Origin of the sequence: Bacillus sp. AL-1R (assembly GCF_052180195.1) — a bacterium.
Lineage (GTDB): Bacteria > Bacillota > Bacilli > Bacillales > Bacillaceae_G > Gottfriedia.
Map to the genome: position 1 here is coordinate 386,045 of NZ_CP197469.1, position 24,364 is coordinate 410,408.

General features: G+C 33.1%; 28 protein-coding genes. 22 read left to right on the forward strand and 6 right to left on the reverse strand.

Annotation, left to right across the window (positions count from 1 at the left end; genetic code table 11):
- Positions 1 to 157 precede the first annotated feature (157 nt).
- On the reverse strand, positions 158 to 589 hold the full coding sequence (locus ACSBO6_RS01750) for a YmaF family protein (protein WP_098845561.1): 432 nt from the start codon (positions 587 to 589) through the stop codon (positions 158 to 160).
- A gap of 175 nt (positions 590 to 764) precedes the next feature.
- Here ACSBO6_RS01750 and ACSBO6_RS01755 point away from each other — a divergent pair, with 175 nt between their 5' ends.
- The 4 genes from ACSBO6_RS01755 (at position 765) to ACSBO6_RS01770 (ending at position 3,212) form a co-directional block, all read left to right on the forward strand.
- The gene (locus ACSBO6_RS01755) at positions 765 to 1,229 is read left to right on the forward strand and encodes an Lrp/AsnC family transcriptional regulator (protein ID WP_498844075.1); all 465 of its coding nucleotides are present in this window, start codon (positions 765 to 767) and stop codon (positions 1,227 to 1,229) included.
- 15 nt (positions 1,230 to 1,244) lie between these two features.
- Entirely contained in the window at positions 1,245 to 1,859 is a 615-nt protein-coding gene (locus ACSBO6_RS01760) for a LysE family translocator (protein WP_098845563.1), read from the forward strand.
- A 135-nt stretch (positions 1,860 to 1,994) separates the two neighbouring features.
- On the forward strand, positions 1,995 to 2,423 hold the full coding sequence (locus ACSBO6_RS01765) for an Rrf2 family transcriptional regulator (RefSeq protein ID WP_098845564.1): 429 nt from the start codon (positions 1,995 to 1,997) through the stop codon (positions 2,421 to 2,423).
- Between the two features lie 147 nt (positions 2,424 to 2,570).
- Positions 2,571 to 3,212 (forward strand): NAD(P)-dependent oxidoreductase, encoded by a 642-nt coding sequence (locus ACSBO6_RS01770; protein WP_098845565.1) that lies wholly within the window; start codon positions 2,571 to 2,573, stop codon positions 3,210 to 3,212.
- 89 nt (positions 3,213 to 3,301) lie between these two features.
- Here ACSBO6_RS01770 and ACSBO6_RS01775 read toward each other — a convergent pair whose 3' ends face one another.
- Genes ACSBO6_RS01775 through ACSBO6_RS01785 form a run of 3 tightly spaced genes read right to left on the reverse strand, consistent with a single transcriptional unit; the run spans position 3,302 to position 4,676 of the window.
- Positions 3,302 to 3,934, reverse strand: a complete 633-nt coding sequence (locus ACSBO6_RS01775) for a hypothetical protein (protein WP_098845566.1) — start codon at positions 3,932 to 3,934, stop codon at positions 3,302 to 3,304.
- An 11-nt stretch (positions 3,935 to 3,945) separates the two neighbouring features.
- A complete protein-coding gene (locus ACSBO6_RS01780) occupies positions 3,946 to 4,350 on the reverse strand; it encodes a permease prefix domain 1-containing protein (RefSeq protein ID WP_098845567.1) in 405 nt (134 codons plus the stop codon).
- The gene (locus tag ACSBO6_RS01785) at positions 4,350 to 4,676 is read right to left on the reverse strand and encodes a PadR family transcriptional regulator (protein WP_098845568.1); all 327 of its coding nucleotides are present in this window, start codon (positions 4,674 to 4,676) and stop codon (positions 4,350 to 4,352) included. The genes ACSBO6_RS01780 and ACSBO6_RS01785 overlap by 1 nt, the downstream gene beginning before the upstream one ends.
- Before the next feature lie 236 nt (positions 4,677 to 4,912).
- On the opposite strand from ACSBO6_RS01785, the gene ACSBO6_RS01790 reads away from it, so the two are divergent.
- The 3 genes from ACSBO6_RS01790 (at position 4,913) to ACSBO6_RS01800 (ending at position 8,092) form a co-directional block, all read left to right on the forward strand.
- Positions 4,913 to 6,217, forward strand: a complete 1,305-nt coding sequence (locus tag ACSBO6_RS01790; protein ID WP_498844076.1) for an FAD-dependent oxidoreductase — start codon at positions 4,913 to 4,915, stop codon at positions 6,215 to 6,217.
- A gap of 20 nt (positions 6,218 to 6,237) precedes the next feature.
- A complete protein-coding gene (gene sigJ, locus ACSBO6_RS01795; RefSeq protein ID WP_498844077.1) occupies positions 6,238 to 7,122 on the forward strand; it encodes an RNA polymerase sigma factor SigJ in 885 nt (294 codons plus the stop codon).
- Between the two features lie 181 nt (positions 7,123 to 7,303).
- Positions 7,304 to 8,092 (forward strand): EcsC family protein, encoded by a 789-nt coding sequence (locus ACSBO6_RS01800; protein ID WP_498844078.1) that lies wholly within the window; start codon positions 7,304 to 7,306, stop codon positions 8,090 to 8,092.
- A 66-nt stretch (positions 8,093 to 8,158) separates the two neighbouring features.
- Here the strand turns inward: ACSBO6_RS01800 and ACSBO6_RS01805 are convergent, their stop codons facing one another.
- A complete protein-coding gene (locus tag ACSBO6_RS01805) occupies positions 8,159 to 8,815 on the reverse strand; it encodes a glycosyltransferase (protein ID WP_498844079.1) in 657 nt (218 codons plus the stop codon).
- A 148-nt stretch (positions 8,816 to 8,963) separates the two neighbouring features.
- Positions 8,964 to 9,674, reverse strand: a complete 711-nt coding sequence (locus ACSBO6_RS01810; protein WP_098845573.1) for a polysaccharide deacetylase family protein — start codon at positions 9,672 to 9,674, stop codon at positions 8,964 to 8,966.
- Positions 9,675 to 9,965: 291 nt separating this feature from the next.
- Between ACSBO6_RS01810 and ACSBO6_RS01815 the strand changes: the two genes are divergently transcribed.
- From ACSBO6_RS01815 to hprK, 15 genes are all read left to right on the forward strand, one after another.
- Entirely contained in the window at positions 9,966 to 10,409 is a 444-nt protein-coding gene (locus tag ACSBO6_RS01815) for a MarR family winged helix-turn-helix transcriptional regulator (RefSeq protein WP_098845574.1), read from the forward strand.
- A 20-nt stretch (positions 10,410 to 10,429) separates the two neighbouring features.
- A complete protein-coding gene (locus ACSBO6_RS01820; protein ID WP_098845575.1) occupies positions 10,430 to 11,371 on the forward strand; it encodes a ring-cleaving dioxygenase in 942 nt (313 codons plus the stop codon).
- Positions 11,372 to 11,373: 2 nt separating this feature from the next.
- Complete coding sequence (locus ACSBO6_RS01825; protein WP_498844080.1) at positions 11,374 to 11,979, forward strand: alpha/beta hydrolase; 606 nt, start codon at positions 11,374 to 11,376, stop codon at positions 11,977 to 11,979.
- A 16-nt stretch (positions 11,980 to 11,995) separates the two neighbouring features.
- A complete protein-coding gene (locus ACSBO6_RS01830) occupies positions 11,996 to 12,601 on the forward strand; it encodes a flavin reductase family protein (protein WP_498844641.1) in 606 nt (201 codons plus the stop codon).
- A gap of 149 nt (positions 12,602 to 12,750) precedes the next feature.
- Complete coding sequence (sigY, locus tag ACSBO6_RS01835) at positions 12,751 to 13,290, forward strand: RNA polymerase sigma factor SigY (RefSeq protein ID WP_098845577.1); 540 nt, start codon at positions 12,751 to 12,753, stop codon at positions 13,288 to 13,290.
- Entirely contained in the window at positions 13,283 to 13,579 is a 297-nt protein-coding gene (locus tag ACSBO6_RS01840; protein ID WP_098845578.1) for a DUF5345 family protein, read from the forward strand. Before sigY ends, ACSBO6_RS01840 begins: the two co-directional genes overlap by 8 nt.
- Before the next feature lie 419 nt (positions 13,580 to 13,998).
- Positions 13,999 to 14,388 (forward strand): GntR family transcriptional regulator, encoded by a 390-nt coding sequence (locus tag ACSBO6_RS01845; RefSeq protein ID WP_098845580.1) that lies wholly within the window; start codon positions 13,999 to 14,001, stop codon positions 14,386 to 14,388.
- Positions 14,389 to 15,078, forward strand: coding sequence for an ABC transporter ATP-binding protein (locus tag ACSBO6_RS01850; RefSeq protein ID WP_498844081.1), 690 nt, complete (start codon positions 14,389 to 14,391; stop codon positions 15,076 to 15,078). It begins immediately after the preceding gene.
- Positions 15,075 to 15,917 carry a hypothetical protein gene (locus ACSBO6_RS01855; protein WP_098845582.1) on the forward strand — a complete coding sequence of 281 codons (843 nt, stop codon included), beginning with the start codon at positions 15,075 to 15,077 and terminating at the stop codon, positions 15,915 to 15,917. The genes ACSBO6_RS01850 and ACSBO6_RS01855 overlap by 4 nt, the downstream gene beginning before the upstream one ends.
- A gap of 13 nt (positions 15,918 to 15,930) precedes the next feature.
- On the forward strand, positions 15,931 to 17,199 hold the full coding sequence (locus tag ACSBO6_RS01860) for a hypothetical protein (protein WP_098845583.1): 1,269 nt from the start codon (positions 15,931 to 15,933) through the stop codon (positions 17,197 to 17,199).
- A gap of 288 nt (positions 17,200 to 17,487) precedes the next feature.
- Complete coding sequence (gene uvrB, locus ACSBO6_RS01865) at positions 17,488 to 19,473, forward strand: excinuclease ABC subunit UvrB (RefSeq protein WP_098845584.1); 1,986 nt, start codon at positions 17,488 to 17,490, stop codon at positions 19,471 to 19,473.
- Positions 19,474 to 19,487: 14 nt separating this feature from the next.
- Entirely contained in the window at positions 19,488 to 22,346 is a 2,859-nt protein-coding gene (gene uvrA / locus ACSBO6_RS01870; RefSeq protein WP_098845698.1) for an excinuclease ABC subunit UvrA, read from the forward strand.
- Positions 22,347 to 22,575: 229 nt separating this feature from the next.
- Positions 22,576 to 22,770: a PspC domain-containing protein gene (locus ACSBO6_RS01875; RefSeq protein WP_098845585.1), complete on the forward strand. Its 195-nt coding sequence runs from the start codon at positions 22,576 to 22,578 to the stop codon at positions 22,768 to 22,770.
- Positions 22,771 to 23,145, forward strand: a complete 375-nt coding sequence (locus ACSBO6_RS01880; protein WP_098845586.1) for a phage holin family protein — start codon at positions 22,771 to 22,773, stop codon at positions 23,143 to 23,145. It begins immediately after the preceding gene.
- Between the two features lie 272 nt (positions 23,146 to 23,417).
- The gene (gene hprK, locus ACSBO6_RS01885) at positions 23,418 to 24,359 is read left to right on the forward strand and encodes an HPr(Ser) kinase/phosphatase (RefSeq protein WP_098845587.1); all 942 of its coding nucleotides are present in this window, start codon (positions 23,418 to 23,420) and stop codon (positions 24,357 to 24,359) included.
- The last annotated feature ends 5 nt before the right edge of the window (positions 24,360 to 24,364 follow it).

Below are 24,364 nucleotides of genomic sequence, written 5' to 3' on the forward strand. Positions count from 1 at the left end.
CTTTCCAAGGAAGGCCCTTCATCGTTTTTTAATTACGCTTTTATGAATCGTTGATCTATCGGTGAAATTTTTTGATAAGATGTTTAAAGCTGAAAAGAGCTTTAGAAAATTATGTATATTATATTGTATGAAATATACATAAGAATCCTCGATACCTTTATACTAGTGGTCTATCGATCAGAGTTGCAAATTCAAGATTATGCTCATGATCATCGTTAATTGTTGTCATTCCTTTGACAAAGTGAACATGCTTTCCGTTTCCTACCGGAATAGGGGGACCTGTTTCAATAATAACTTCGTGATGATGATCGAGAAAATCTGTATTTACTACAATTCGATGGATATGACTATGTCTTCCTACGGGAATGACTTCACTTGTAACGCCAGCAAAACGATGATTATGTCGGTCGTCACCTTCTTCTGCCAGTTTAGTACTTGCAACAAATTCATGTACATGTGTTTGTGGTTTTTCTTCTTTGTGTTCTACTTCTTTCTCTGTTGTAGGCTCTCTTTCATTTTCTTCATTAAACTCCCTTTCTCTTTCTTTCTCCCTTAATCTTCTTCGATATTCAAATGGGTCCCTTTTCATAAATTGACGCCCCCTTCGATAAAGATTGTCTTCCTTTTTCATCTTATTAGTACAGGTAAATAAATATGTTTATTATACGCGCATATTTAGAATGTAATTTCATTTGGGAATATTGAAATACTTTCATAAAATAAGTAAAATGGAATAAATAATTACAAAAAGAAGGTTTGTTTAGATGGATACTTTTGATTTGAAAATTATTAATCGTTTAATGGATAATTCTAGAATAAAATGGGCTGATTTAGCTAGTGAGATTGGCTTGTCAGCTCCGGCAACGGCTGACCGAGTTAACAGATTAGTCGAACAAGGTGTGATTAAAGGATTTGGTGTTTTAATTGATTCAGAAAAAGTTGGGAGTGAATTAACAGCATTTGTAGCAGTCTCACTTGAGCGACCTGAAAATAGAGCACCATTTTTAGAACTTGTTAATCAATTAGAGGAAGTACAGGAATGTCACCATATTGCTGGTGAAGATGATTATTTACTAAAAATAAGAAGTAGGAATACAAAAGACTTGGATCGTGTAATTAGTCATGAAATAAAAGGAATAAAGGGTGTAATAAGAACAAAGACAACAATTGTAATGGATACAACGAAGGAAACATTTCGACTTCCATTACAAAAACATAAATTTCGATAGGGTAGGGAGGGTAATATGAACCTTGAATTTTATTTTAAAGGATTATTAATTGGCCTATCAATTGCTGCACCTGTTGGACCAATTGGAGTACTGTGTATCCGTAGAACGCTAGCGTATGGGCGGATGGTTGGTTTAGTTTCTGGTCTTGGGGCTGCGACTGCTGATGGTATTTATGGGTTAATTGCAGGCTTTGGATTAACTGTCATTACGAATTTTTTAATTGGTCAACATTTTTGGATACAGTTAATCGGGGGCTTTTTTCTATGCTATTTAGGTGTAAAAACACTTATTTCAAAAGCCAGCTTTACTCAATCTGATACGCAGAAGAAAAATATGTTTAATGCATTTTTATCCGTTTTATTTTTAACGCTAACAAACCCAATGACGATTTTATCATTTATCGCCATCTTTGCAGGATTAGGAATTTCTAGTTCAGGTAGTAATATTGTTTCTTCCGTCATTTTAGTATTAGGTGTTTTTTGTGGTTCAAGTTTATGGTGGGTCATATTAAGCACTGGTGTGGGACTATTTAGAACTCGAATTAATAATCGTTCTTTAACAGTAATTAACCGTTTGTCAGGTATTATCATACTTATTTTTGGTGGTATAGCTTTATACGGATTAATGTAAAGTAACTGTGAGAAGGTATAGAATCGAACGGGTAGTTTTTTATTTATTATATCGATTATCAATTTGTGTAATATAATTCTTATTGACAATTAATAAAAGTTGTAACTATAATAGTTACATCGGAGGTTGAATCAAATGAAAATCAGTAGTCGTTTTACTGTTGCTGTTCATATTTTATCTTTGGTCACGATTGAGAATAGTTCACTTTGTACTTCTGAATGGATTGCAGGAAGTGTAAATACAAATCCGGTCGTAATTAGAAGAGTAATGGGAAAACTAAAGAATGCTGGCTTAATTCAAGTCCGTCGAGGAACCGGTGGAGCTACACTTCACAAGCCTTTAAATGAAATTACTCTTTTAGATGTTTATAGAGCGGTGGAAGTTGTAGAAGAAGGAGAACTTTTTCAATTTCATGAGAAACCGAATCCGAATTGTCCAGTCGGCGCAAATATTCAGGCAGTGCTGGAACTGATCTTAAATCGAGCACAAGAAGCTATGGAAAAAATACTGGATGAAGTCACTATGGAAGAATTAGTAACAGTATTAAGCAAAAAAATTGGATAATATCATTCAATTTTTTTTATCACAGATGTAACTATTATTGTTACATCTATATATCATATTTTTTTAAGTGTGTTGTGACTATTTAAGTTACAACAAAGGAATCAAATTATCAAACAATTTATTAAACAATTTAGGAGGAAGAAAACGATGAAAATTGGTATTATTGGAGCAACAGGAAAAGCAGGAAATTTAATTTTAGGGGAAGCATTGGAAAGAGGGCATGAAGTAACAGCGATCGTAAGAAATGCTTCTAAATTAACAAATAAAGAAGTAACCGTAATGGAAAAGGATTTATTCGACTTAAATTCAACTGACTTAAAACAATTTGATGTTGTTGTAAATGCATTTAAAGCAGCTGAGGGTCAAGAGCATCTTTATATTGAAGCTGGAAATGTTTTAATCAATGCTTTAAAAGGTGTTAAAGATACTAGATTAATAGTAGTTGGTGGAGCAGGAAGCTTGTATGTTGATGAAGAAAAAACGACTCAATTAGTTGACACTCCTCAATTTCCAAAAGAATATTTTGCCACTGCATCAAATATGGCAAAAGGTCTTCAAGACTTGCAAAAAGTAACTGATGTGAAGTGGACGTTTATTAGTCCGGCTGCATTTTTTGATCCAAACGGAAAGCGAACTGGCTCATATCAAAAAGGAAAAGACAATTTTATTGTTAATAAAAAAGGGGATAGCTATGTAAGTTATGCTGACTATGCCATTGCATTGTTAGATGAGATTGAAAATCCACAACATATTAATGAACGATTTACATTGGTTTCTGAAGCTGAATAAGAAAAATGATGCGATTCTTTATGAGAATCGCTTTTCTTATTTATAGAAATAAAAATGGACTCCATAAGTATAGGTCCAACGATTATTACCTAAATTTGTTTCTTTTTATAACTATAAAAATACATACTTAGAGGCCACCAAATAACTGCAAAAATTGGATAGACAGCCCAAATTGTTTCTGGAGATGAGATGATATTTACAATAATAAAGAAAATACTGATTAATATGCTAGCTGTAAACGAAAATGATACAAACGATTGTCTTTTCGCATGATAAATAGATAATGGCCACCAAATGATTGCAAACGCTGGATAAATGACCCAAGGATAATTTGGAGATACGATAAAATTTATAAACGCATAGTATGCGATTGTAATGAAACTGCCAAGAAGAGCAATCGGTAATGTTCTAGCTTTTTTACCTAAATGTATAAGAATTGGCCAACTAATAATAGGAAAGAGTGCATAGAAAAACCAAAGATAATCAGGCATGTGAATTAAGTTTTCCGTTAACAAGAAAGCAAGAAGTACGATACTACTTAAGACTGAGAATTGCTTCATCGATCTTTTTCCAATGAAATATAAACTAATTGGCCAAAATAAAATGAGAAAACAAGGGTAAATGAACCAAATCGAGCTAGGAGTTGTAATAAAATTAACTAGCATGAAAAAGACCATCGTCATAATACAGCCTGCAGTTGCAAAACCGATATAATTTTTCACTTTTCTTCACCTCACTTTTTACGTTGCCAGTAGAAATACATTGAAAGAGGCCACCATAATAGGCCAAACGTAGGGTATACAAACCATATAGTCTCTGGAGTGTAGTAAAAATTAATAAATAAGAATAAAGCGATTAGTAAGCCACTTCCCCATATTGAATAGGATAAATTTAGTTTTGCAAAATTTGCTTTTTTGCTATCTGTTTTTTTAACACCAAGTTCTCTCTTTAATTCCTCAATGTCACCAAACTCTACAATCGCTTTGTTTACAGCATCTTCTTCTTCCTTACCATTTTCCATTAAAAACATGACTTTTTCTTCTAAGTTTTGAATAATCTCTTGTTTAACGATTTCTGATTGTTCAGTTTTAGGAACATCTTTAAATAGTTCTTCAATATGATTTCTTATTTTTTTCATTATTTCTCCTCCATGAATAGATTAATAATTTCTTTTACTTCTTGCCATTCTTTTACTAATTCACTTAAATATGCTTTACCTAATGAAGTGATTTTGTAATATTTTCTTTTTCCACCGTGTGTAATATCACCAAAATAAGCTTCCACTAATTCCTTTTTTTCTAAGCGCTGGAATACAGCGTATAATGTTGCTTCTTTTATTTGAAACCGATTGTCTGTCCGTAATCCAATTTCTTGAGAAATTTCATATCCATAGCGATCTTTCTCAGAAATGAGTTTTAATATAATTGAGTCAAGATGTCCACGAATGATGTCGCTTCTAACCATAATCCACCTATTCACCTTCTATAACATTATTCTATCTGATAGAGTAATGTTAACAATAATTACTCTATCTGTCAAAGTAATTTTATGTGATTTTGTTTATGACTATTCGAGTGAAGTGAATAAGCCCTTCCAAAGTTTAAAAAAATTTTTTCCTCGTCCCTGCTTTACTATATGTCACATTTTTTGTATTTCATTCGTCTTAATTAGTGAAGAAAAAGAAAGGGAGAGATCAAATTATGAAATTTAATCAAATAAATGGTTATCAGAAGTGGGATGTTACTGTATTAGGTGGTGGCATTGCTGGATTAACTGCATCAATTTACTTAGCTCAAGCAGGTAAAAAAGTACTTCTAATAGATAAGGCATCTAAATTAGGCGGAAGAGGAATCTCTAATTCAATTGGCGATGCACATTTAAATCTTGGAGCCCACGCATTATATACAAACTGTATCGAAATATTAAATGAAGTAGGTGTTACTGTTTCAGGCAGTGTTCCAAAATTGAGTGGTGCATTTATTCTTGGAAATCAATCTAATCAAATGAAAATAATCGATGCATTTAATTTATTTTTAGGTAATCATTTAAAATGGAAAGAAAAAATGGAATTTATTCGATTTTACCGACATATTCGTAAAATGGATTTAGAGGAAATCAATCATATTAGTTTAGAAGAATATTTAAATAGAAAAATAACAAGTTATCGTGTAAAGAATTTAATTTTAACTTTTATACGTGTAGCTACTTTTACAAGTAATTCTGAATTGATCAGTGCAGGGGTGGCAATTGGTCAGCTTCGTAGTGCGAAAGTCATCTATATAAACGGAGGATGGCAATCAATTGTTAATGACCTAACTAAAAAGGCTAGTCAACTTGGTGTTACGATTCAAAATAGTACAGTAGTTTCCAAAATTACTGGCTCTTTTCCAAATATAAATCTTATTTTGAAGAATGATACTACGATTAACACTAGCTGTTTGTTATCGACAATTAATCCAATTGATTTAGTTAAGTTAATAGATGGGCCAATCGCAGATTCGTTTTTACAAAAATGTAATCAAATGATACCAGTAAAAGCTGCATGTCTTGATCTTGTAATGAATGGTTTACCAAATCCCAAACTAAACTTTGCTTTAGGTGTTGATCAACCTTGGTATTTTTCAAATCATTCATCGGTAGCTAAATTATCGAATAAAGAAGGCGAAATTGTAGTTCATCTAATGAAATATTTGAACTCGGTCAACGAAACAGATTCATCAAAAGACGAGGAAGAATTAGAAGGTGTACTTGATTTACTGCAACCAGGTTGGAGGGACTATGTCATTTCTCGACGCTATTTACCAAAGCTTATTGTTTCCAACGACATAAAAAAACCATTTCATAAATCAGACAACAATGTAACAAATAATGAATTTGGCTCAGAAGGCATTTATGTTGCAGGTGACTGGGTAGGGGAGAAAGAGCTTCTATTAAATGCATCACTAACGAGTGTTAAAAATGCTACTAAACTAATAAATGAGAAGCTAGAACTTCAACTAATCTAAAATAGAGGAGAAGATACTTTATGGAAGTAGATGATCTATATTCTCAATATAAACCACTTTTATTTTCAATAGGGTATAGTATGCTAGGAACGGTTGAGGATTCGGAGGATTTGGTACAGGATACTTTTCTCACATTTCAAAAGATGAATCAGTCACTTACAAAAGAAGAGCCGAATAATATAAAAGCATTCTTATGTAAAATTATGACAAACCGTTGCTTGGATTTATTAAAATCCTCAAAATATAAACGCGAGGTATATATAGGACCGTGGCTTCCTGAACCGATTATTCAAAACTTACCAGAAGATTTACATGATGATCCGATTGAAAAGATGATTGTAGATGAAACGATAACTTACGCATTTTTAGTTTTACTTGAACAGTTAAATCCAACCGAAAGAGCAGTATTTGTATTGCGTGAAGCTTTTTTGTTTGACTTTCGTACTATCGCAAATATTTTAAATAAAACAGAATTGAATTGTCGTAAAATATTCAGTAGACTTCAACGCAAAGTCCAAAGCAAGGGAGTAGTTGAAAAACGAAATCTAAACCAAGAGCTAGCCATTGCAAAACGATTTATTGAAGCTACCGAAACAGGTAATTTAGATATGCTAATATCACTTTTAACGGAAGATATCGTCCTAATTACAGACGCCGGTGGCAAAACGAAAGCTGCTCTTCGCCCAATCAATCAACAGAAAAATGTTATTGCATTCCTTTTTGGGGTAAGGAAGAAAATTAACTCGTCATCCCAAATCGAAATAGCCTTAATTAATAATCAAATTGGTTTAATTGCTAAAAGTGAAGGCGAGGAGCCGACCATCATTTGTTTTGAAATAGAAGGAGAGTGTTATCGAAGTATTTATATGCTTCGAAATCCTGAAAAAATAAGATTTTTAGGTTGATAGGAATTATTAGAACAGGGTGTCCCGCTATGGGATTCCTTGTTTTTATTAAGTGTGAATAAGTGATTTAGCAACTCATATGGTGTGCAAAGTAGGAATAAAAGAAAATTGGTTTTTTTCAAGAAAAGCTTTATAGTTTTAGTAGTTACTATGTTCAGATTAAAAATTATAGGAGTGTTTAATGGAAACGAAAGAGTATCTAATCACGCAGCTTAATGAAATTGAAAAATGGGAAAAAGATCAAAAAAGCGTATTTTTTTGGGAGAAAATCGGTAGAATTCCATTTATGATTTTGGATAAAATTACACCTAAGTTCATTCACGATAAGATTGGTGTTATTTTAGATGAACTATCTAAGTATGTGAATGCTGGTGGTCAATATTTAGTTAGTGTTCCGACCACTCTTTCTAGGATGAGTAAGGAACTTTCTATTAAAGAATTAACCGAAGTGGAAATGGTCAATCAACTTAGTCTTGAACAAATGGATCTTGTTTCAAATAGTTTTATTGCTAGTCGTAAACAATTTGCAAAGGTTCAAGGAGCAACGACCGGTATTGGTGGAATGTTTACGATTGCGATAGATATTCCAATTTTATTAGGACTGACATTAAAGACACTTCAAGAAATAGCGATTTCTTTTGGCTATGATCCAAATGATAAAATGGAAAGAGTTTTTATTATTAAATGCTTACAATTTACTTCAGCTGATATAGTTGGTAAAAAGGCGATATTAGAAGAGTTAACAAATATTGAAGGAAAAAAAGCCTTTTCGCAAATTGAAGGTTGGAGAGAAGTATTTTATACATATCGTGACAACTTAGGATGGAAGAAATTGTTTCAAATGATTCCAATTGCAGGTCTAATATTTGGTGCATATGTAAATAAACAAGCAATTGAGGATGTTGGCGAGGCTGGTAGAATGCTTTATAAAAAAAGACGGATCATGGAAAGATTGAATGATTTAGAATAAGCAGAAAAAAGATGAATTTAGTTTAGCGCTAAATTCATCTTTTTTGTTAATTAATCAAACGTTTGTTTAAGATTTAAATTTATTTGGGAATTGCTTAATAATGCCTGAAGAAATTGTATCTGCTATAGGTAGTATATGTTGAAGTCCTGCATCAAATGCTTTTACATTCCCGTCCCAGTCCTTTTTTATTCTAGTTACTACTTCATTTGTTACCATTTTTAAATGTGTATAAAGTAAGTCTTTTAATTCTTGATTTGTCCAATTTGGATTTGCTTTACTTAAGAATGCAGCAATATCATCAGCATTTTTAAACCAAGTGTCGTTCAAATTTTTTAAAGTTGCCATGTCACCTGATTTTGCAGCATCAACAATTTTACCAGCGATCACTATGTGGGTGGTTAGTAATTTAGCAAGCTGGTCTCCAGCGGCAGCACCATAATAAGGTTTAATTGCATTCCCAGTATCTTGTTGATTTTTTAAGAGTCTTGCAAGTATTACATCCTTATCTGGCATTCCAGCTACGGAACTAACAATATACTTACTAGTCCATATTAAATGATCCATCCAAAGCTTTCTCATATCAGCTTTGAAATTGCATGCTGAGTTACTAATACATCTTCCTTGAGCCCGAGTATCTACTTGCTCGGCAGTGGATTTAATAGGGGATAAAATTAGGGCAAAACATAAAAATAGGGATGTGAATTTTAGTAATTGTTTCTTCATCTAGTTGCTCCTTTGAGATGTTTTCAAAATATACCAGTATTATTTTGGTTTTTTTTTCAAGTAATATTCGTGAAAGTGAGTATTCTAGAAAAAAAGTCTGAATTTACATGGAAACATCAAAAAAGATAAAAAGACAAGGAGCATAATGCTACTTGTCTTTTTTCAACTTCTGAAGCTCTTTTACTGTGACAAATTTATATCCGTCTTTCGATAATAAGTCCAATATTCCTTTAATGGTTTCTAATTCTTTGCCAGTTTTATCATACATCGGATGAATTAAAATAATTGAACCTGGTTTAATATTTTTCTTTACGTAGTTTATTTTATCTTCTGGATTTGTGTAAAAAGTATCTGGTTCCAAATTCCATGTAATCGTTTCGCGGTTATGTTTATGCATGTAATACGGTAATCCAAATAGTTTTTTACCGTATGGTGGTCGGAATTGAATCTCTCCTTTGTAACCCGCTTTTCGAATTAGTTTGTCTGTCTTTTCTATTTCATTTTTAATAAAGGAAGGAGATTTTAGCACCATTCTGTCGTGAGAATATGTATGGTTTCCGACCTGATGCCCCGCATTTACAATTTTTTTAGCTTCCTCAGGATTTTTCTTGATATCATTACCGATTAGAAAAAATGTAGCTTTTGTATTGTATTGATCTAAAAGTGGTAGAATGTCATCAACATTTTTAGTTGGCCCGTCATCAAATGTTAAAGCAACTACTTTTTGATTAGTGTGTACTTCGTTAGTTAATCCCCCAAAAAGCTGAAAAGATCTTGCATTCATTAGCTTGAACAAACCAAATAAGATAAGAAATAAAATTAGAATACTTGCACTTATTTTCAGTAGTCTTTTTTTCATTAATCTACCTGTCTTTCTAGATATTGAAGTTAAACATTATTATATCATCACTAAATAAAAAAAGTATAAAAGAAGGAAATGAAAGGGAATTTAAGAAGACGTAGTATGAAAAATGTTCCATCGTCGTAACAGGAGCCGCCAAAAAGAGAACATAATGGAGTTAAGAATCAACATATTTCTTTTTCGAGAGTCATTTTGAAAAAGGTTTTAAATTCGAAATAAAACAATCTACTTGTAAATTCATCAGTTTAGTATTAAACTGATAACAAGATCGATCAAAGAGGTGTAAAAATGTTAAGTAGTCATAATGAAGCTTCCGGAAATAAATCAAAAAATTTAGCAGTATTACTTTGGTTTCGATTAGCTCGTTTTTATCTTAAAAATGTTAGAGAATCAAATAATCAATTGAAAAAATGGGGACTGACGACTGCACAATTTGATGTAATAGTTCATGTGGGTAGAAATAAGCGTCTTACACAGCAAGAATTAGCTGATAAATTAGTTGTTACAAAAGGCAATGTGACTCATCTATTAAAGAAAATGGAAGAGCTGCATTGGATTAAAAGAGAAGTAGAATGGAAAAACAAATATCTCTCTTTAACAGAGATTGGTCAAAAAATGTATGAAGAAATCGTTCCTACTCAAGAAGAGTTTCAACAAGCTCAATTCAGCAAATTAACCGAAGAAGAGCAATTACATTTACTGACTTTATTAAGAAAATTAAATAAAAAATAAAAAAAGATGGAGGTAAGTTTATGGAAAAAATGAAAGGTGTACACCATATCACTGCAATAGTTGGTGATCCTCAAGAAAATATGGATTTCTACGCTGGGATTTTAGGCTTACGCTTTGTGAAAAAAACAATTAATTTTGATGATCCAGGTACGTATCACTTTTATTTTGGAGACGAAACTGCAAAACCAGGTACGATTATGACTTTTTTCCCTTGGCCAAATGCCTATAGAGGAAAAATAGGAAGCGGGCAAGTAGGGATCACAACATTCTTAATTCCTACTAACTCAATGGAATTTTGGGAAAACCGATTAGCATCATTTAATATTCATACAAAAAAAGTAAGTCGATTTGGAGAAACATTTCTTCAATTTGAAGACTTTCATGGCTTACAGCTTGAATTAGTAGAAAGAGAAGCTGGCGATGAAAATAATTGGGAATTTAATGGTGTTACAAAAGATGTAGCTATTAAAGGTTTTGGTGGTGCAGTTTTATATTCAGGAGCACCTAATAAAACAGCTGAACTGTTGGAAAACGTAATGGAATTAGATTGCATAGGTCAAGAGGGGAATTATTTACGTTTTAAAGCTGCAGGTGATATCGGAAATATTATCGATATTGAATTAGCGGCAGTAGGTAGAGGTGTTATGGGTGTAGGAACTGTCCATCATATTGCTTGGAGGGCGAGTAATGATGAAGAACATGTAAAATGGCAAGAAAAGTTATATGACAATCACTATGGAGTTACTGAAGTAAAAGATCGAAATTATTTTAATGCAATTTATTTTCGTGAAAATGGTGGGCTTTTATTTGAAATTGCTACGGATTTACCAGGGTTTATGATTGATGAGGACATAGAACACTTGGGTGAACAGCTAATGCTACCAAAGTGGCAGGAACCAAATCGAGAAATAATAGAAAATCACTTGCAACCAATTATTGTTAGAGAAGTGAAAGGAGAATGACGATGAAGCACGTATTTAATAAAGGGAGCAATCCATCAAAGCCAACATTCGTATTATTACATGGTACAGGTGGGAATGAACTTGATCTATTACCAATTGCAGGGATGATCGATGATGAAGCATCGGTTTTATCAGTAAGAGGGAATGTAAGTGAAAATGGAATGCCACGTTTTTTTAAGCGATTAGCTGAAGGTGTATTTGATATGGAAGATTTAGTTTTCCGTACAAAAGAATTAAAAGAGTTTATTGAGTCGGCGTCCGTAGAACATGGATTCGATCCAAACAATCTGATTGCAATTGGATATTCAAACGGTGCAAACATTGCTGGTAGTCTACTGTTCCATTATGAAAATGTATTTAAAGGTGCTATGCTATTGCACCCAATGGTACCGATTCGTGATGTAGAATTGCCAAATATGAAAGATGTGTCGGTTTTCATTGGGGCGGGCAAAAATGATCCGATTTGTTTACCGCAAGAAACAGAAGAATTAGCATCAATGTTAGATGGTGCCGGTGCAAAAGTCGTTATACATTGGGAAAACATGGGGCATAGCTTAACTAGATCGGAAATTGAAGCGGCAGCGGAATGGTACAAAAATAACTTTTAAGGAGTATGCAATAATGATGAAATCTTTTTCTCCAACGGATTTAAGTGATCGTGATAATTATAAGTTCTTAATTGGTGGGATTATTCCAAGACCAATTGCTTTTGTTACAACGAAATCAAATGAGAATGTCTTAAATGGTGCACCATTTAGTTATTTCAACATCGTAACGTCTAATCCACCTATGATATCTGTATCTGTTCAGCGACAAAATGGTAAACAAAAAGATACAGCTAGAAATGCAATTGAGAAAAAAGAGTTCGTTGTCCATATTGTTGATGAATCAAATGTTGAAGCGATTAATAAAACAGCAGCTGCACTGTCACCTACAGAGAGCGAAGTTGAATTAGCAGGATTAACGCCAGTGGAAAGTGTGATGGTCTCAGTTCCAGGAGTGAAAGAGTCAAAAATTCGAATGGAATGTATTTTAGAACAGGCAATTCCATTAGGAAAAGATAATGAGGCTTGCGACTTACTAATAGGCAAAGTTGTTTATTTTCATATAGAAGATGACATTTATGAAAATGGCCGTATAGATGCTAATGGCTTGAAAGCAGTTAGTCGTTTAGCAGGGAATGACTATGCTAAAGTTGGGGGAATGTTTACGATTGATCGTCCTAAATAAGTTTAATAAGAGTGAAGGGTAAAGTAAAATTTATCCTTCACTTTTTTTTGAAAAAAACTAAAAGTAAAATGAACGAATTGCAGACCCTAATCGTATAACAAATGAAAACTAAATAAATATTGAATAAGTAAGCAAGGAAGGAGGAAGAGATGGCTGATTTAGATGAGATAGAAATTATAAAGAATGCACAGCAAGGTGACCAAGATGCATTTGCTAAACTTTTTCAAATCCATTATTCCTTTTTATATAAATACGTTTTAAAGATGACACTAAATCAACAAATTGCTGAAGACTTAGTACAGGATACAATGTTGAAAAGTTATGACAATATTAAGAAATACAACGGTCAATCCAAATTTTCAACTTGGTTAATGACAATCGCTACTAGACTTTATTTAGATCAACAAAGAAAGAAAAAGCGCGAATGGTTTTGGCAAAAAAATGAGTCTGAAAAGTTATCGCGCTCCTTAAATTGGCAACTAGCATATAAAGGGTTTGAGTGGAGAGATATTATGGAGGGTTTTGAAAAACTTAAATCAGAAGTGCGAGCGGCCATATTGTTAAAGCATTACTACGGCTATACGAATGAAGAAATTGGAAATATGATGGGGATTCGAGAGGGAACAGTTAAATCAAGAATACACAATGGAATGAAGGAATTGAGAAAGGAGTTACTGCAAGATGGATAAAGAAGAAATTGTTTCAGCGTTTAAGCAGCTTGATGAATTAACGAGTGTTAATGAACCTACAATCAGTGAGATTACAGAAAAAATTAAATTTCATCAAGAAAAAAAGAAAGCCATTTTTCTTAAAGAACTAATCGTATTCATCTGTGTAGCATGCAGTCTATTCATCGGGGCACTTCTTATGGCATTGGAGGCACCAGTAAGCATTGTTATTATTCAAGGGTTAGGCTTTATTGCATTACCAATTATACTTAAACGAGATAAAAAGAAAATTGAAGGTGAGTTGATCTAAAGTGGAGTGGACAACAGAAAATATTATCATATTAGTTTTAGTCTTTATTATTTTAATAACTCAAAGTATTACACTGTTTATAAACGCTAAAAAGAGAAATCGTTCAGCCTGGTTATGGGGGCTGTTAGGAATGATTCAGTTCCCTTGGCCTAGTGTTTTCTTTTACTTTTTAGTCGTTCGAAAAGATCGAAAAAAACTAAATTAAGAATTGTGTTGAAATACTAGACTAATTGGAACGGTTCAATTTTAGTCTAGTATTTTTTTAAATATTTATGTTTGACATTTTTGGTGTACTACATGTATAGTACACATATAAGGTGTATTATTTGAGTAATACACATCATTATGTGTTAAGTGTATGAACTAAGTAGTACACACACATACTACGAAGATCGTAAAAAAGGCGAGGAGGTGGATTGATGGAATTTATAGTGAATAACCGGGAACCAGTTTATCTACAAGTCGTTAGGCATTTTAAACAACAAATTGCGAAAAGACTATTAGAAGCAGGGCAAGAAATACCATCAAGAAGAGAATTGGCTGTTCAATTTAATATAAATCCAAATACTGTACAAAAAGCATACAAGGAAATGGAGGAACAAGGATTGATTACGACTGAACGAAATTTCCCTAGTAAGATTACGACTGACATAAAAGTGTTAAATGGTGTACGAAATGAATTGATTATGGAAGCTGTAAACGAATTTATCGATTCAATTAAAGTGATCAATGTTCCAGTAGAAGAGTTACTTACAATGGTCAAACAAAACTATGAACAAAAGATAAAAGAAGAGAAAGGGGAGGTATAAATGATACAAGTAAAGAATGTTTCAAAAAAATATGGTCGGAAAAATGTTTTACGTGATATTTCTTTCACTGCAAATAAAGGAGAAATCACTTGCTTAATTGGGATTAACGGTGTCGGTAAGTCTACCACAATGAAGGCAATTATGGGGATTACGCCGATCGATCGCGGTGAAATATTAATAGATGATAAAAAAATGAATCATACAATGTACGAAAATATTACGTTTATTCCAGATACGCTGACAATGCTACCTAGTTATACAGTTGGAGAAGCAATGCAGTTTATGAAGGATTTTTATGTGAAATGGAATCCAGAGCGTGCAAAAGAGTTACTTGGATTTTTCCGTTTAAAGGAAGACGAAAAATTAGGTGAACTTTCAAAAGGTAATGCTGCAAAAGCAAATTTACTGTTTGGATTAGGCCTAGATGTTGATTACGTTCTAATGGATGAACCTTTTTCTGGTATCGATATGTTTAGTAGAGAGCAAATAGCAAAAGTGTTTACGAGTCACTTAATTGAGGATCGAGGCGTGATTATCACTACGCATGAAATTAGTGATATTGAGCATTTAATCGATAAGGTTGTTTTATTAGATAATGGTGAAATTTTAAAAGAGTTTTATACAGAAGAAATACGTTTAGAAGAAGGTAAATCAGTGATGGATGTAATGAGAGAGGTGTATGAGTCTTGAATCGATATTTAAAACTAGTTAATTTTGAGGTTAATCGACTTTTTAAATTATATATAGCGTTACTCATTTTAGTAGCTATTTCACAGTTTGTAAGTATATTTGTAGTAAAGTCCAGCTATATGGAAATGGCTAATGAGGCAAATTATGCTAGTTCTGTAAAGGCAACCAAGGAATTTATCACTTCAAACGGTTTACTAAATTTTAACAAAGTGGCTAATCATTCTTTATTTATTGGTCCAATTGTTATATGTATCGCTTTAATGATGTTCTATGTTTTTATCATTTGGTACAGAGATTACTTTGGAAAAAATACGTTTATTTACCGTTTGTTTATGCTACCAACTTCGAGAATGACAATTTACTTTGCTAAAGCGACTACGATATTAATTATGGTGTTGAGTTTATTGGCTTTTCAACTAATACTTTTACCAATCGAAATAAACGTATTCCAAAATATTATTCCGAGTGAACTATTAGGAAAAATGAGTACAGTTGATCTTTTTATGCAACCTAATATTTTTGCGATGGTTTTACCAAGTAACTTTGTAGATTTCATTCTTAGGTATGTGATTGGAATAGGGCTAGTGTTAGTTCTGTTCACATTCATCCTATTGGAACGTAGTTATCGTTGGAAAGGCATTTTATTTGCTGTTTTATACGGAGTTGCAATTGTCATTTTACTTGCTTCACCAATGATGATTGAATCTTTCATTTTTAGAAATGATTTCTCGTTTTATCCAAGTGAAGTCATTTATATGGAAATAGGCTTTTTTATTATCATCATTACAGTTTCAATCTTATTTAGTAGGTATTTATTAAAAAACAAAGTATCGGTGTAAGGAGGAGTTTAGTATGAAGCGATATCGTAATTTGGCAGTAATAGCTGTTGTCACGATGATCAGTCTAGGTACGTTTTTTACGAAAGTAGCCATGTCGGAAAGTAAATTACCTAAATTTTACTTAAAAAGTGAAAATGGTGACTCGAAATACGTTAAAAATTTAATTATTACCGGTGGATATGGTCAAGAAGGTGGTAGAAGTTTAAGTATTACGACTGACGGTAGTGAATATAAAGATAATAATTCAATCTTTAGTGAACTTGATCGTAATTACTATGATTTAAAGAAATTAAATGAGTTGAAAAAGAATGAAAGAAATTTTATGCGCGGAAAATTTTCTTCTTCTCAATTTTATATCGATAAAGATTATGCATGGCATGCTGAGGTAAAAGGTGGAAAGATGGGAGGTACGTATGAACATCAAAATAATCATTTTAAAATGTATATAGATGGGCTAGACCTTCAAAATAAAGATCGTTATAAATTTAAAATTGATATCCCAGGTGAAGAAAATTACTCATATATAAATGTAGAGGATGTACAATTAGTCGGTAAAGAGTTAGTTGTCATCACTTATCAAAATAAAACGATAAATAATATTACAAATTCTGATGCTAATAACGAACAAACTGAACTAGTTATGTATCGAATTAATGTAAACCAAAAGAAAATTGTTGAACGTAAAGTGATTAATAAATCATCCAACGACCAAAAAACGCACACGCGTATTGATATACAAAATTTCATATCAGAATCAGATCAAACGATTCCTTCTAAATTTAATGTTTATCGAAAGGCAAAACTAAAAGATACAGTTCAAACAAATGGAGAAACAATAACTGAAGAAATAAGTAATGAAATAATCGTGTTTAATTTAGAAACTGATAAAGAAGAAACTTTAAACTTATCGAATGAACAGAAAAAAGAATTAGAGGAGAGTAATATAATCTTAGATAAAGATAAATTGTATTTTATAAAGAGCGATGATAAAGATACTTCAGTATTAATCTATAATCTAAACAATAGAAAAATTGAAGGTGAGCCAGTTCATCTTTCTAAAATAAATACAAATAATGTTTCAAATTATAAAATTATTGACGAAAAGCTATACGCAATTACGAATAACAATGAGAATTCTGGAAAGTTAAATAAAGGTTTGATTATTGCCGATTTAACAAGTGGACAAAGTGTTTTCGAAGGTCAGATTGAAGTGAAGAATAGTAAAGGGAATGCTAGTAAAGCATTAAAAAAATTACAAATTTATGATTTTCAGGTTGAATAAGTAGGACAGGAAAAAGAGAAGAGATTGGTTATAGGGAAAGGGTTTTATAAAACTTATAAAATCTTTACCTATGACTTTTTCTTTCTTTATTCCTGTTCTTTTTTCTTTATCTCATACTTAAGTTGAGGAATGTACGTTCTAGTTTGGTAACTTGATTTCGTACTAGAACATCGATATTATGTAAAGATGATTAAATTTTAAAGTACATTTGTTCTGTTTTTGATTGATTTTTGAAAATTTGTGGTAAAATAGAAGGATAGGTATGTTTTGGAAATGGAGGCGGGGAAGATGGAGCGGGAATTCGAGGTAGTTTCTAATTATTCACCTCAAGGTGACCAACCAAATGCGATTAAGCAGTTAGTTGAAGGAATTAGAAATGGTAAAAAGCATCAAGTTTTATTAGGTGCAACAGGAACGGGAAAAACGTTTACTATTTCAAATGTAATTAAAGAAGTAGGAAAACCTACATTAGTATTTGCTCACAATAAAACATTAGCAGGGCAATTATATAGTGAATTAAAAGAGTTCTTTCCTAATAATGCAGTTGAGTATTTCGTTAGTTATTATGATTATTTTCAACCAGAAGCTTATGTACCTCAGACGGATACTTATATTGAAAAAGATTCAAGTATTAATGATGAAATTGATAAATTACGCCACTCTGCGACTTCCTCCCTTTTTGAACGTAAGGATGTCATTATTGTAGCGAGTGTTTCTTGTATTTACGGTTTAGGTTCTCCTGAAGAATATCGTGAATTAGTTTGTTCTCTTCGTACTGGAATGGAAATTAGTAGAGACGACCTATTACATAAGTTAGTAGATATTCAGTATGCGCGTAATGATATTGACTTCTCACGTGGTACATTCCGAGTTCGTGGAGATGTTGTTGAAATATTCCCAGCATCACGTGATGAGCACTGTATTCGTGTGGAATTTTTTGGTGATGAAATTGAGAGAATTAGAGAAGTGGATGCATTAACAGGTGAAATTTTAGGTGACCGTGAACACGTTGCAATTTTCCCGGCTTCCCACTTCGTTACACGTGAAGAAAAAATGAAAATTGCTATTAAAAATATAGAAGTTGAGCTTGAAGAACGATTAAAGGAATTGAGGGATAACGGTAAGTTACTAGAAGCTCAAAGACTTGAGCAGCGTACTAGATATGATTTAGAAATGATGAACGAGATGGGATTTTGTTCAGGAATTGAAAACTATTCTCGTCATCTGACGCTGAGACCACCAGGTTCTACGCCTTATACATTATTAGACTATTTTCCAGAAGACTTCTTAATGGTGATTGACGAGTCACATGTTACAGTTCCACAAATTCGAGGAATGTTTAACGGTGACCAAGCAAGAAAGCAAGTATTAGTAGATCATGGATTCCGTCTGCCTTCAGCATTGGATAATCGACCATTGAAGTTTGTTGAATTTGAGGAAAAGGTTCAACAAACTATTTACGTAACTGCTACGCCAGGACCATATGAGTTAGAGCTGTGTCCTGAGAAGGTAGAGCAAATTATTCGTCCAACAGGTCTACTTGATCCGACGATAGATGTCCGTCCGATTGAAGGTCAAATTGACGATCTGATTGACGAAGTTCGTAATCGCATTGCCAAAAATGAGAGAGTACTAATTACTACTTTAACGAAGAAAATGTCTGAAGATTTAACGGATTATTTGAAAGAAATCGGAATTAAAGTTAATTATTTACATTCTGAAATTAAAACGCTTGAACGAATTGAAATTATTCGCGATCTTCGTTTAGGAAAATATGATGTATTAATTGGTATTAACCTTTTACGTGAAGGGATCGATATTCCTGAAGTTTCATTAGTCGTCATATTAGATGCAGATAAAGAAGGATTTTTACGATCTGAACGTTCATTAATACAAACAATTGGTCGAGCTGCAAGGAATTCAAATGGTCATGTTATTATGTATGCTGATAAAATGACGAATTCGATGGAAATTGCTATTAATGAAACAAAACGTCGTCGCCAGATTCAGGAAGAATATAACAAAAAACATGGAATTACGCCTAAAACGATTATTAAGCAAGTACGTGACGTGATTCGAGCAACTTCTGTAGCTGAAGAAGAAGAAGTTTATGAAAACGGTATTAGTGCTAAATATAAGAAAATGAACAAAAAAGAACGTCATTTATTTATTCAATCAATTGAAATGGAAATGAAGGACGCAGCGAAGGCGCTTGATTTTGAGCGAGCAACAGAACTTCGTGACTTAATATTAGAATTGAAGTCTGAGAGGTGAAGAACTTGAAAAGTATGAATGAAATAATTATAAAAGGGGCCAGAGCGCATAACTTAAAAAATATCGATGTTACGATCCCGCGTAATCAATTAGTAGTAGTGACTGGTTTATCGGGTTCAGGTAAGTCGTCTCTAGCTTTTGATACGATTTATGCAGAAGGTCAACGCAGATATGTAGAATCATTATCTGCGTATGCTCGTCAATTTTTAGGTCAAATGGATAAACCGGATGTTGATTCGATTGAAGGACTTTCACCTGCAATTTCAATTGATCAAAAAACGACTAGCCGAAATCCTCGTTCGACAGTTGGTACTGTAACAGAGATTTACGACTATCTACGACTTCTTTATGCTCGTATTGGAACGCCAATTTGTCCAAATCATGGTATCGAAATTTCTTCTCAAACAGTTGAACAAATGGTCGATCGTGTAATGGAGTATCCTGAACGAACAAAAATTCAAGTGCTTGCTCCAGTAGTATCTGGTCGTAAAGGGACACATGTAAAAGTATTTGAAGAAATTAAAAAACAAGGGTTCGTTCGCGTTCGTGTTGATGGTGAGTTATTTGATGTTTCTGATGAAATTGAATTAGAGAAAAATAAGAAGCATTCAATTGAAGTTGTAATTGACCGTATTGTTGTAAAAGATGGTGTAGCATCTCGACTAGCTGATTCTCTTGAAACAGCATTAAAATTAGGAGAAGGTCGAGTGATCATTGATGTAATAGGTGAAGAAGAATTACTTTTTAGTGAGCATCATGCATGTCCTCTGTGTGGTTTCTCAATTGGGGAATTAGAACCACGCATGTTTTCGTTTAACAGCCCTTTTGGAGCTTGTCATTCATGTGATGGTTTAGGAACGAAATTAGAAGTAGACTTAAACTTAGTCATCCCAAATGATGAATTGACACTTAAAGAAAATGCTATAGCACCTTGGGAATCAATTAGCTCAATGTATTATCCTCAATTACTAGAAAGTGTATGTAATCATTATGGAATTGATATGAATATTCCATTTAAGGACATACCAAAAGATCTCCAAGACAAAATTCTTTATGGTAGTAATGGTGAACAAATTTATTTTAAATATGATAACGAGCAAGGGCATGTTCGTGAAGCAATGATTGAATTTGAGGGTGTTATTTCGAATGTAGAAAGACGTTTTAAAGAAACATCTTCCGATTTTATTCGTGAACAAATGGAAAAATACATGGCTCAACAACATTGTCCAACTTGTAAAGGGCATCGTCTAAGAAAAGAGGCTCTTGCAGTATTTATTGGTGGATTGCACGTCGGTGAAGTAACAAAAATGTCAGTTAAAGAAGCATTTGAGTTCTTTGGTACACTTGAATTAACGCCAAAACAAGAAAAAATAGCAAATCTAATCCTTCGAGAAATTAGAGAGCGTTTAGGCTTTTTAGTAAATGTAGGTTTAGATTATTTAACATTGAACCGAGCTGCTGGTACATTATCTGGTGGAGAAGCTCAAAGGATTCGTTTGGCAACGCAAATTGGTTCGAGATTAACCGGGGTTTTATATATTTTGGATGAGCCATCAATTGGATTACACCAACGTGATAATGATCGTTTAATCTCAACTTTGTTAAATATGAGAGACATTGGAAATACATTAATTGTTGTCGAACATGATGAAGATACAATGTTAGCTGCAGATTATTTAATTGATATCGGACCGGGTGCTGGAATTCACGGTGGACAGGTCATTTCACAAGGAACGCCAAATGAAGTGATGAATGATCAAAATTCATTAACAGGGAAGTACTTATCGGGTGAGAAGTTTATTCCTGTACCGCTTGAGCGTAGAAAAGGCGATGGACGTGAAATTAAAATTGTTGGAGCAAAAGAAAACAATTTAAAAAATGTATCAGCCTCATTCCCGTTAGGTACATTTGTTGCAGTAACAGGTGTATCAGGATCAGGGAAAAGTACATTAATTAATGAGATTTTATATAAATCATTAGCTCAAAAATTAAATGGCTCGAAAGTTCGTCCTGGAGAGCATAAAGAAATTAAAGGGATTGATCAATTGGAGAAGGTTATTGATATTGATCAATCACCAATTGGTCGTACCCCTCGTTCAAATCCAGCTACTTATACTGGTGTATTTGATGATATTCGAGATGTATACGCCGCTACAAATGAGTCAAAAGTGCGCGGTTATAAGAAAGGTCGTTTTAGCTTCAACGTTAAAGGTGGTAGATGTGAAGCGTGCCGAGGCGATGGAATTATTAAAATCGAAATGCATTTCTTACCAGATGTTTACGTACCATGTGAGGTTTGTCATGGTAAACGATATAATCGAGAAACTTTAGAAGTTAAGTATAAAGATAAATCGATTTCTGAAGTTTTAAATATGACAGTAGAGGATGCAGTATCATTCTTTGAAAATATCCCTAAGATTAAACGTAAACTCCAAACGTTATTTGATGTAGGTTTAGGTTATATTACATTAGGTCAACCTGCTACGACTTTATCTGGTGGAGAAGCACAGCGTGTTAAACTAGCTTCTGAGCTTCATAAACGTACGAATGGAAGAACTTTATATATATTAGATGAACCTACTACAGGACTTCATGTTGATGATATTGCACGATTATTAGTTGTTTTACAAAGACTAGTAGATAATGGAGATACTGTGCTTGTAATTGAACATAACTTAGATGTTATTAAAGCAGCCGACTATCTCATCGATCTAGGACCAGAAGGTGGAGACAAAGGTGGTACCATCGTAGCAACCGGTACACCAGAGAAACTATGTAAAGTTGAAGCGTCTCATACAGGTAAGTATTTAAAAGCTGTATTAGAACGTGACAAAGCTAGAATGGAAAAAAGATTAGCTTTGATGGAATCTTAATCTTAAAATAGATAGACTAAGAAATAGTAAAAGAGAGATACAAAGAATAGGACCTAAACTCCTTTTCTTTGTATTTGTTTTTATTTGGAGTTACGTTTACGTATTCATAATTGCTTTTGCTTGAAAAGTAGTCCACATTTCTTTAATGTTTTAACATAGAATAAATAATAAAATAGAAAATAAGTAATGTTAAAAAAATGATGGCGTATCGATAGAGAGGAGATTTTTTTTGAAAAAATTATATCGATCTTCTAAAGATTCTATGCTTGCAGGTGTATGTGGTGGATTGGGTAAGTATTTTAAGATGGACAGTACATTAATCCGTTTACTGTTTGTTATATTATTCTTCGTAGGATTTGGATCGCTACTATTTGTGTATTTAATTTGGATATTTGTTGTTCCAGAAGAAGGTGAAGTCAATTAAATGAGATGGTTATTTTCATTAGCTATTAATAGCTTAGTTTTTATTGTAGTAGCAGGATTTCTGCAACCAGATTTTTATGTAAAAAATATTCCAACGGCTATCATTGCTGCGTTGGTGTTATCGATTTTAAATACAATTATTCGCCCGATCTTAATTTTAATAACGTTACCTGTAACCGTTTTTACAATGGGATTATTCCTGTTTATTATTAATGCATTTACGCTAGAAATGACGGATTATTTATTAGGGGATGCCTTACGAGTAAATGGATTCGGAACTGCTATTATCGCATCGATTCTAATTAGTACATTCAGTATGTTAATTCAATATTTCGTGTTCGGTTCAAAGGACAAAAAAAAGCATAGTAATCGGTAAAAAAGAGGCATCTCTTAAGTAAAATACTTTTGAGAGTCTTTTTTTATTTAATGGATATTCGATATTCGAACATTATGTGAACACCTTTGTTAATGACTGCTCATCATTGCTATCATGCCAAAACTGATTGTATAGTCTCTAAATCCCGTTGATCCATTAATGATTTTTAATCGTTTTATTGCAGTTAGTGGCTTGGCGACATTTTCCCACAAAGTTTAAAAATGGTACAATATGAAAGATAATACATAATTATTAATCCTTAGGAGGCTTGTATGGCTAAATTACGTACAAAGAATCTAGTAGAGTATTTTAAATTAGAGGTCATTAGTGGAAGTGCGGGTTTGAATCGTTCGATTAACACGACTGACTTATCTCGTCCAGGTATAGAGGTTGCAGGTTTTTTTACATACTATCCATCTGATCGAGTACAAATATTAGGGAAAACAGAATTAACTTTTTATCATAGTTTAACTGACGAAGAAAAACATAATCGATTAAGAAAGCTTTGTGCAGATGATACGCCTTGTATTATCGTGACGCGTGGTTTAGAAATTCCGCCCGAATTAATTGAAGCGGGTGACGAAACTGGAGTACCTATTTTACTCTCAAACAGTAAAACAACTACAATGTACAGCAGACTTACTAGTTATCTAGAGGCTAAACTTGCTCCAACTACAGCATTACACGGTGTACTAGTTGATATTTATGGTGTAGGTGTATTAATTACTGGAAAAAGTGGAGTAGGTAAAAGTGAAACGGCCTTAGAGTTAGTAAAACGTGGTCATCGTTTAGTAGCAGATGATTCAGTAGAGATTCGTCAAACTGATGAAGATACGCTGATTGGTTCATCTCCTGAATTAATTGAGCATTTATTGGAAATTCGTGGATTAGGAATTATTAATGTTATGACTCTTTTCGGAGCGGGATCTGTCCGTAACTACAAGCGTATTACGTTGAATATCGATTTAGAGACGTGGGACTCTCAAAAGGTTTACGATCGGGTAGGCTTAGACGATGAAAAACTTAAAATATTAGATACAGATATTTCGAAAATTACTTTGCCTGTTCGACCAGGTCGAAATTTAGCTGTTATTATTGAGGTAGCAGCGATGAACTTCCGTTTGAAAAATATGGGGGTAAATGCTGCACAGCAATTTGCAGATCGTCTAGAGAAAGTAATTCAAGGCGGTAATAGCGTTAGTGATTTAATTTAATGAAA

Excerpts from the sequence above, each read along its gene's own strand:
- ACSBO6_RS01750 (WP_098845561.1), bottom strand. The coding sequence starts at position 589 with ATGAAAAGGGACCCATTTGAATATCGAAGAAGATTAAGGGAGAAAGAA.
- ACSBO6_RS01755 (WP_498844075.1), top strand. The coding sequence starts at position 765 with ATGGATACTTTTGATTTGAAAATTATTAATCGTTTAATGGATAATTCT.
- ACSBO6_RS01760 (WP_098845563.1), top strand. The coding sequence starts at position 1,245 with ATGAACCTTGAATTTTATTTTAAAGGATTATTAATTGGCCTATCAATT.
- ACSBO6_RS01765 (WP_098845564.1), top strand. The coding sequence starts at position 1,995 with ATGAAAATCAGTAGTCGTTTTACTGTTGCTGTTCATATTTTATCTTTG.
- ACSBO6_RS01770 (WP_098845565.1), top strand. The coding sequence starts at position 2,571 with ATGAAAATTGGTATTATTGGAGCAACAGGAAAAGCAGGAAATTTAATT.
- ACSBO6_RS01780 (WP_098845567.1), bottom strand. The coding sequence starts at position 4,350 with ATGAAAAAAATAAGAAATCATATTGAAGAACTATTTAAAGATGTTCCT.
- ACSBO6_RS01785 (WP_098845568.1), bottom strand. The coding sequence starts at position 4,676 with ATGGTTAGAAGCGACATCATTCGTGGACATCTTGACTCAATTATATTA.
- ACSBO6_RS01790 (WP_498844076.1), top strand. The coding sequence starts at position 4,913 with ATGAAATTTAATCAAATAAATGGTTATCAGAAGTGGGATGTTACTGTA.
- sigJ (WP_498844077.1), top strand. The coding sequence starts at position 6,238 with ATGGAAGTAGATGATCTATATTCTCAATATAAACCACTTTTATTTTCA.
- ACSBO6_RS01800 (WP_498844078.1), top strand. The coding sequence starts at position 7,304 with ATGGAAACGAAAGAGTATCTAATCACGCAGCTTAATGAAATTGAAAAA.
- ACSBO6_RS01805 (WP_498844079.1), bottom strand. The coding sequence starts at position 8,815 with ATGAAGAAACAATTACTAAAATTCACATCCCTATTTTTATGTTTTGCC.
- ACSBO6_RS01810 (WP_098845573.1), bottom strand. The coding sequence starts at position 9,674 with ATGAAAAAAAGACTACTGAAAATAAGTGCAAGTATTCTAATTTTATTT.
- ACSBO6_RS01815 (WP_098845574.1), top strand. The coding sequence starts at position 9,966 with ATGTTAAGTAGTCATAATGAAGCTTCCGGAAATAAATCAAAAAATTTA.
- ACSBO6_RS01820 (WP_098845575.1), top strand. The coding sequence starts at position 10,430 with ATGGAAAAAATGAAAGGTGTACACCATATCACTGCAATAGTTGGTGAT.
- ACSBO6_RS01825 (WP_498844080.1), top strand. The coding sequence starts at position 11,374 with ATGAAGCACGTATTTAATAAAGGGAGCAATCCATCAAAGCCAACATTC.
- ACSBO6_RS01830 (WP_498844641.1), top strand. The coding sequence starts at position 11,996 with ATGAAATCTTTTTCTCCAACGGATTTAAGTGATCGTGATAATTATAAG.
- sigY (WP_098845577.1), top strand. The coding sequence starts at position 12,751 with ATGGCTGATTTAGATGAGATAGAAATTATAAAGAATGCACAGCAAGGT.
- ACSBO6_RS01840 (WP_098845578.1), top strand. The coding sequence starts at position 13,283 with ATGGATAAAGAAGAAATTGTTTCAGCGTTTAAGCAGCTTGATGAATTA.
- ACSBO6_RS01845 (WP_098845580.1), top strand. The coding sequence starts at position 13,999 with ATGGAATTTATAGTGAATAACCGGGAACCAGTTTATCTACAAGTCGTT.
- ACSBO6_RS01850 (WP_498844081.1), top strand. The coding sequence starts at position 14,389 with ATGATACAAGTAAAGAATGTTTCAAAAAAATATGGTCGGAAAAATGTT.
- ACSBO6_RS01860 (WP_098845583.1), top strand. The coding sequence starts at position 15,931 with ATGAAGCGATATCGTAATTTGGCAGTAATAGCTGTTGTCACGATGATC.
- uvrB (WP_098845584.1), top strand. The coding sequence starts at position 17,488 with ATGGAGCGGGAATTCGAGGTAGTTTCTAATTATTCACCTCAAGGTGAC.
- uvrA (WP_098845698.1), top strand. The coding sequence starts at position 19,488 with ATGAATGAAATAATTATAAAAGGGGCCAGAGCGCATAACTTAAAAAAT.
- ACSBO6_RS01880 (WP_098845586.1), top strand. The coding sequence starts at position 22,771 with ATGAGATGGTTATTTTCATTAGCTATTAATAGCTTAGTTTTTATTGTA.
- hprK (WP_098845587.1), top strand. The coding sequence starts at position 23,418 with ATGGCTAAATTACGTACAAAGAATCTAGTAGAGTATTTTAAATTAGAG.